4 protein-coding genes are annotated in these 5,239 nt (G+C 71.0%); 2 read left to right on the top strand and 2 right to left on the bottom strand.

The features are described 5' to 3' along the window. Positions 1–92 precede the first annotated feature (92 nt). Both JGS39_RS37100 and JGS39_RS37095 read right to left on the bottom strand, forming a co-directional pair. On the bottom strand, positions 93–1,376 hold the full coding sequence (locus JGS39_RS37100; protein ID WP_308120934.1) for an amidohydrolase family protein: 1,284 nt from the start codon (positions 1,374–1,376) through the stop codon (positions 93–95). 220 nt (positions 1,377–1,596) lie between these two features. Beyond that, on the bottom strand, positions 1,597–2,250 hold the full coding sequence (locus tag JGS39_RS37095) for a GntR family transcriptional regulator (protein ID WP_219574171.1): 654 nt from the start codon (positions 2,248–2,250) through the stop codon (positions 1,597–1,599). A gap of 74 nt (positions 2,251–2,324) precedes the next feature. Here JGS39_RS37095 and JGS39_RS37090 point away from each other — a divergent pair, with 74 nt between their 5' ends. Both JGS39_RS37090 and JGS39_RS37085 read left to right on the top strand, forming a co-directional pair. Beyond that, on the top strand, positions 2,325–3,452 hold the full coding sequence (locus tag JGS39_RS37090) for an acetamidase/formamidase family protein (RefSeq protein ID WP_219574170.1): 1,128 nt from the start codon (positions 2,325–2,327) through the stop codon (positions 3,450–3,452). Continuing rightward, positions 3,449–4,477, top strand: a complete 1,029-nt coding sequence (locus JGS39_RS37085; protein ID WP_219574169.1) for an amidase family protein — start codon at positions 3,449–3,451, stop codon at positions 4,475–4,477. Before JGS39_RS37090 ends, JGS39_RS37085 begins: the two co-directional genes overlap by 4 nt. Positions 4,478–5,239 lie beyond the last annotated feature (762 nt).

Below are 5,239 nucleotides of genomic sequence, written 5' to 3'. Positions count from 1 at the left end.
CCGTCCCGGGACGGGCGGCGGGAACGGGGCGGCAGTGGACGGTTCGACGCGACCGATTGCGAGTCGTGGGCGCGAGGCAGCCGATCAGCGCTCTACGCGGCCCGGATGCCTTCGGCGGTCTCGACCGGGGTGTCGATGATTTCGGTGGTACGGACGGAACGCGCCACGACGCGACCGCGCTTGACGACCCACCGGCGCTCCGGCCGGTCGGCCAGCACGTCCGCGTGGCGGCGCGTCCCGAGGACCACCAGGTCGGCGCGGGCTCCGGGGTGGATGCCGTAGCCGTCGTGGACGCCGGTGACGCGGGCGGCCTCCGTCGTGGCCATGCGCAGGATCCGTCCGGTGTCGGCCGGTCCGCCCATGTGGCAGGTCTGGGCGAGCAGGTGGCCGATGTCGAGCATGTCGGCGTTACCGAAGGGCGTGAAGGCGTTGCGGACGTTGTTGGAGGAGTAAGCGGTCACCACTCCCCCGTCGATCAGTTCCCGGACCGGGGCCACCCCCCGGCGCACGGCCCGGTCGTCGCCACGCCCGCCGAGGTACAGGTCGGTGGCGGGCAGCGCGACGACCGCCACTCCGGCCTCCGCGAGGAGTGCGACGACTTCGGCCCGCTCGGCGGGCGGCCGTCCGGCCAGCGAGGTCACATGGCCGAGCGTCACCCGGCCGCCGAGTCCGTGCTCCCGAGTGGCCTCGGCGAGGGCACCGGCAAGGGCGAAGCGCCCGTCGGCGGTGTCGTCGGCGAAGTCGGCGTGCAGATCGGCCGGCACCCCGAACTCGACGGCGAGTCCGAGCACCGTGTCGATGTGGCGGCGACAGGCGGCGACGTCCGCCTCGTTGTACGTACAGCCGCCGACAACGTCCGCACCCCGCCGAAGTGCCTCCCGCAGCAGGGCGTAGGTACCCGGCGCCCGCTCTATCCCTTCCTGCGGAAAGGCGACGACCTGCAGGTCCACCAAGTGCTTCTGGCTCTCACGGAGTTCGAGCATGACGTCCAGCCCGACGAGACCGACGACCGGGTCGACGTCCGGATGGGCGCGGATGAGCGTGGTGCCGTTGCCCACGGCCCACCGCAGCACCTGGAGGGCGCGGGCCCGTACCGAGTCATGGGTGAAGTCGCGCTTGAGCTCCCCCGTCACCTCGATGGCATCGGCCAGCGTCTCGGCCGGTCGGCCGATTCCGCTCAACAGGGCTTTGTCCAGGTGCAGATGGGACTCGATGAAACCGGGAACGACGACGAGTCCGCCGCAGTCGATGGTTTCGCGGGCGGGAGCCTGCGGCGGCACGTCGCCCACCACGTCGATCATCCCGTCGATGACGGCGATGTCGGCCGGCGCACCGTCCTCCGTGATCAACGCGCGGCGCAGCACGAGGTCGTACACAGCGATCCCCTTCTGGCGTTCCGGGAAAGAGTGACGTGCGATGACGTCCAGAAGGTGTATACAGAGATCGCGTTACGGCATACAGCTAACCACGTGACGCTCGTGTTTCCGACAGCTCTTCACGCTCATGACCCGCAGAGCGGGGCCGGCAGGCAGGTAGCGGAACAGGCGGGCAGCCGGCGGGGAAAGGCACGTCGGACCGGCGTCCCGCCCTCTGCGATCAGCGTTTTCCGCGCAGTCGGTAGGCGGCCTGGGCGCGCATGATGTGGTCGGCGACCCGGTCACGTGCCTCCTTCGGGTTCTGGTCGCGCAGCGCCTGGACGATCTCCTCGTGCTCGGCCCACGAGTCCGGTGCGCGCCGCGGGAGTTCGACTGAATACACCCAGGAGATCTTGTACCCGAGCTGTGCCACCAGTGCCGCCAGCGTCGGACTGCCCGACGCCTCGGCGAGTACGCGGTGGAAGCGGGTGTTGAGATCGGCGAGCCCTGTCGACGAGCCGGCATCCAGGATCTCGCGGGCCTCGGCCACGAGAAGTTCGAGCGTGGCCAGGTGCACCGCGGTCCGGCGGGTGGCGGCACGCTCGGCACCGAACGGCTCGATGAGCAGGCGGATGCCCAGCAGATCCTCGGCCTCCTTGTCGCTCAACTCGGCCACGAACGTGCCGCCGTACGGGCGTGAGTGCACGAACCCCTCGGCCTCCAGGGTGCGCAGGGCTTCACGGACAGGAATGCGCGAGACCCGGTAACGGGCCGCGAGCCGCTCCTCGGTGAGGCGGTCTCCGGGCGTGAACACGCGTGTGACCACGTCGTTCCTGATGGCGTCGCACACCGCCTGCCCTGCGTCCCGCCTCCGCACCGCGCCGAGTTCGGTCATGGCTCCGCCCTCCGGGATTCGCCGGGCCGCTTGGGTTAACCGGCTTGTAACGGGTGTATGCAAAGGTCAACGCCATGAGCGTACTTCAGCCTCACACCGGCACCATCGACGGTTCGGTCTACCTCGCCGCGGGCCATGGGACGACGACCTGGGGACTGCTTCCCAACGCGGTCGGCCGCCCGGCCCTCACCGTGGACTCCGGCACCACCGTGTGCCTCGACACGACGAGTCACGAGGGCATCCTGCCGGACCAGGGGCGCGACCCGGTGAAGTTCTTCGCGGAGGCCGGGATCGCGGAGCGGAACGTGTTGCACGACGCCATCGAACTGGCTTCGTCCGACGCGCTGTTCGACCCCGGTGTACAGGGGCCCCATGTCGTCACCGGACCGGTCGCGGTGCGTGGTGCGCTCCCGGGCGACGTACTGGAGGTAGAGGTCGTGCGCCTGCGGCGCAGGACGGCGTACGGCGTGATCAGCAACCGGCACGGGCGTGGCGCCCTGCCCGGGGAGTACCCGGCGCCGGCGCCGGACCACCCGGACGGGCAGCCCGTCCCCCCGGTGTCCCTGGTCGCCCATGTCGACGACGACGGTCGCGGCCGACTGCCCGTCGGCGACGGGCGGGACATCGGGTTCCCGCTCGCCCCCTTCCTCGGCATCATGGGTGTCGCACCCGCCACCGAGGCGCCGGTGCACTCGGTCCCGCCGGGAGCCCACGGCGGAAACCTCGACATCCGGCTCCTGGGCGAAGGCGCGCGCCTGTTCCTTCCGGTGCAGGTGGCGGAGGCCATGTTCTACGCGGGTGACCCGCACTTCGCCCAAGGCGACGGGGAGGTCGCCCTCACCGCATTCGAGGCTCCCCTGCGGGCCACCCTGCGGCTGACCCTGCACTCCGACACCCGGGCCCGGCGGCTCGCAGCAGGGCTCGCCGGCCCCTACGCGGAGACGGCCGGGCACTATCTCGTGACCGGTCTCGACGAGGACCTCGACGAGGCCGTCCGCAAGGCCACCCGTTCGGCGCTCACCTATCTCGCCGAACGCTGCGGCCTGCCCGGCGCGGTGGCGCTGGCCTATCTGAGCGCCGCCGTCGACCTGCGCATATCGCAGGTCGTGGATGGTGTGAAGGGCGTCCATGTGTGCCTTCCCAAGGCAGATCTCGGTCCCCTGCTGATCGACGGACCCACTGCGCCGGGCCTGCTCCGGTGACCGGGGGCACATCCTCTCCGAGCGCGCTGCCCGTCGTCGGGCCGTACGTCCCCTGGCTGCCGTCCCCCGCCCTGCCGGAACCTGTCGCCGCCGAGGGCCTGGCCGGTGCCCGGGTGGCCGTCAAGGACGTGATCGACCTCGCCGGCGCTCCCACCGGCAACGGCCACCCGCTGCTGCTCGCCGAAGCCGGAACGGCTGCGCGTCATGCCGCGTGCGTGTCCCGCGTGCTGGACGCGGGAGGAGTGACCGCGGGCAAGACCCACACCGACGAACTCGCCTACAGCCTGGGCGGCACCAACGCCCACTACGGCGCGCCCGCCAACCCTGCGGCGCCCGGCCGTCTGACGGGTGGCTCGTCCAGCGGTACGGCGGCCGCGGTCGCCGGGCGGCTCGCCGACCTGGGACTGGGTACCGACACCGCCGGCTCCATCCGGGTGCCGGCCTCCTACTGCGGCCTGTACGGGTTGCGCCCCACGCACGCACGCGCCGACGTGACCGGGATCAGCCCGCTCGCCCCCTCCTTCGACACCCCGGGTCTCCTCACCCGCACCCTCCCCCTGATGCGCGACGCCACCGCCGCCCTCCTGGCAGGCACCGAGCCCGGCGACCACACAACCCGCCGGTTGCTCGCCCCGGCCGACCTGTGGTCCCTGGCTGCTCCGGACGTACGCGCGGCCCTGTCGCCGGCGCTCGCCCGGCTGGCCGCGGGACTGGACCTCGACCCCGACCGGGCCTCCCTGTTCGACGACCGGGCACCGATCCCGCACGCCTCGGCCCGGGACGCCTTCACCACGGTCCAGGCCGCGGAGGTATGGCGCGCTCACGGCCGGTGGATCACACGGGCCCGCCCGGAGTTCGGCCCGAACGTCGCCGCGCGGGACCGGGCGGACTCCTCGCTGTCGCGCCCCACCCGGCCCGCCATCCGCGGCTTGCCGGTCGGAATCTGCCTGCTGGCCGCACCGGGCGGAGACGAACAGCTCCTGGCAGTTGCCGCGTTCACGGAGCCTGTTTCGGACGGGGACTGATGTGCCCACAAGACGTGTGGCCGGGCAGCAGCGTTCAAGGGTGCGGCGCTGGGCTGTCAAGGACGCAGATCTCTCCGGCCGCTCGACGTTCCGTACCAACTCCGTCCTCCGTTCTTCCCTTCCTTCTCCCTGCCTCCTCCGTAAGGGAGTTCCTCCCCCGGTGGACTCGTGCGGATGATGTTGGTGAGGAAGCATGGGTGTGCGCGGTACAGGGTCGTCCGCGCAATCGATGTGCGACTTGAAGAGGGCCGATGACTGACGAGCAGGAACGCCGCGCTCTCGATCGCGCGGTATTGCGCGCGACGGTCACCGCGCTGGAGGCAGGTTGGTGCCCCGGCGACCCGGAAGACTTGCACCGACGATAGTCATGGCGCGGCGTACGTAGCCTGGGAATTCATCGTCGATTGGGCACGCAAGGGCGAGGAGAAACGAAGGAACGATCGAGGTCTTCCGGAGTATTTCCTCCGCAACAGCGCCACTCCCACCGAATTGAAGGTAATTCAGGCTCTGCGTCTGGTCGACCGACGCCCAGCCACGTGGGACCACCTGATCGATGGATGGGTTCGCGACCCGCTCATCGAGCGGGTCGAATCCCACCGGGAGGACTTCGTCGCTGCGGCTCGCGCAGCCAGCCTGACAGTACCGCCGGGCACTCAGCCCAGGGACCGTGAACGGTCGAGTTCTCCGCCTCGCCGCAACTGCCCAGCGTGATGGCATAGGGCAGCATTTCAGCGCGCGCCCCCGCTCGCGGGGAACCCCCGC

The sequence above is a fragment of the Streptomyces poriferorum genome, from assembly GCF_019399235.1.
Lineage (GTDB): Bacteria > Actinomycetota > Actinomycetes > Streptomycetales > Streptomycetaceae > Streptomyces > Streptomyces poriferorum.
The sequence above is the reverse complement of the archived record's forward strand: the minus strand, read 5'-3'. Positions and strand labels throughout refer to the sequence as shown.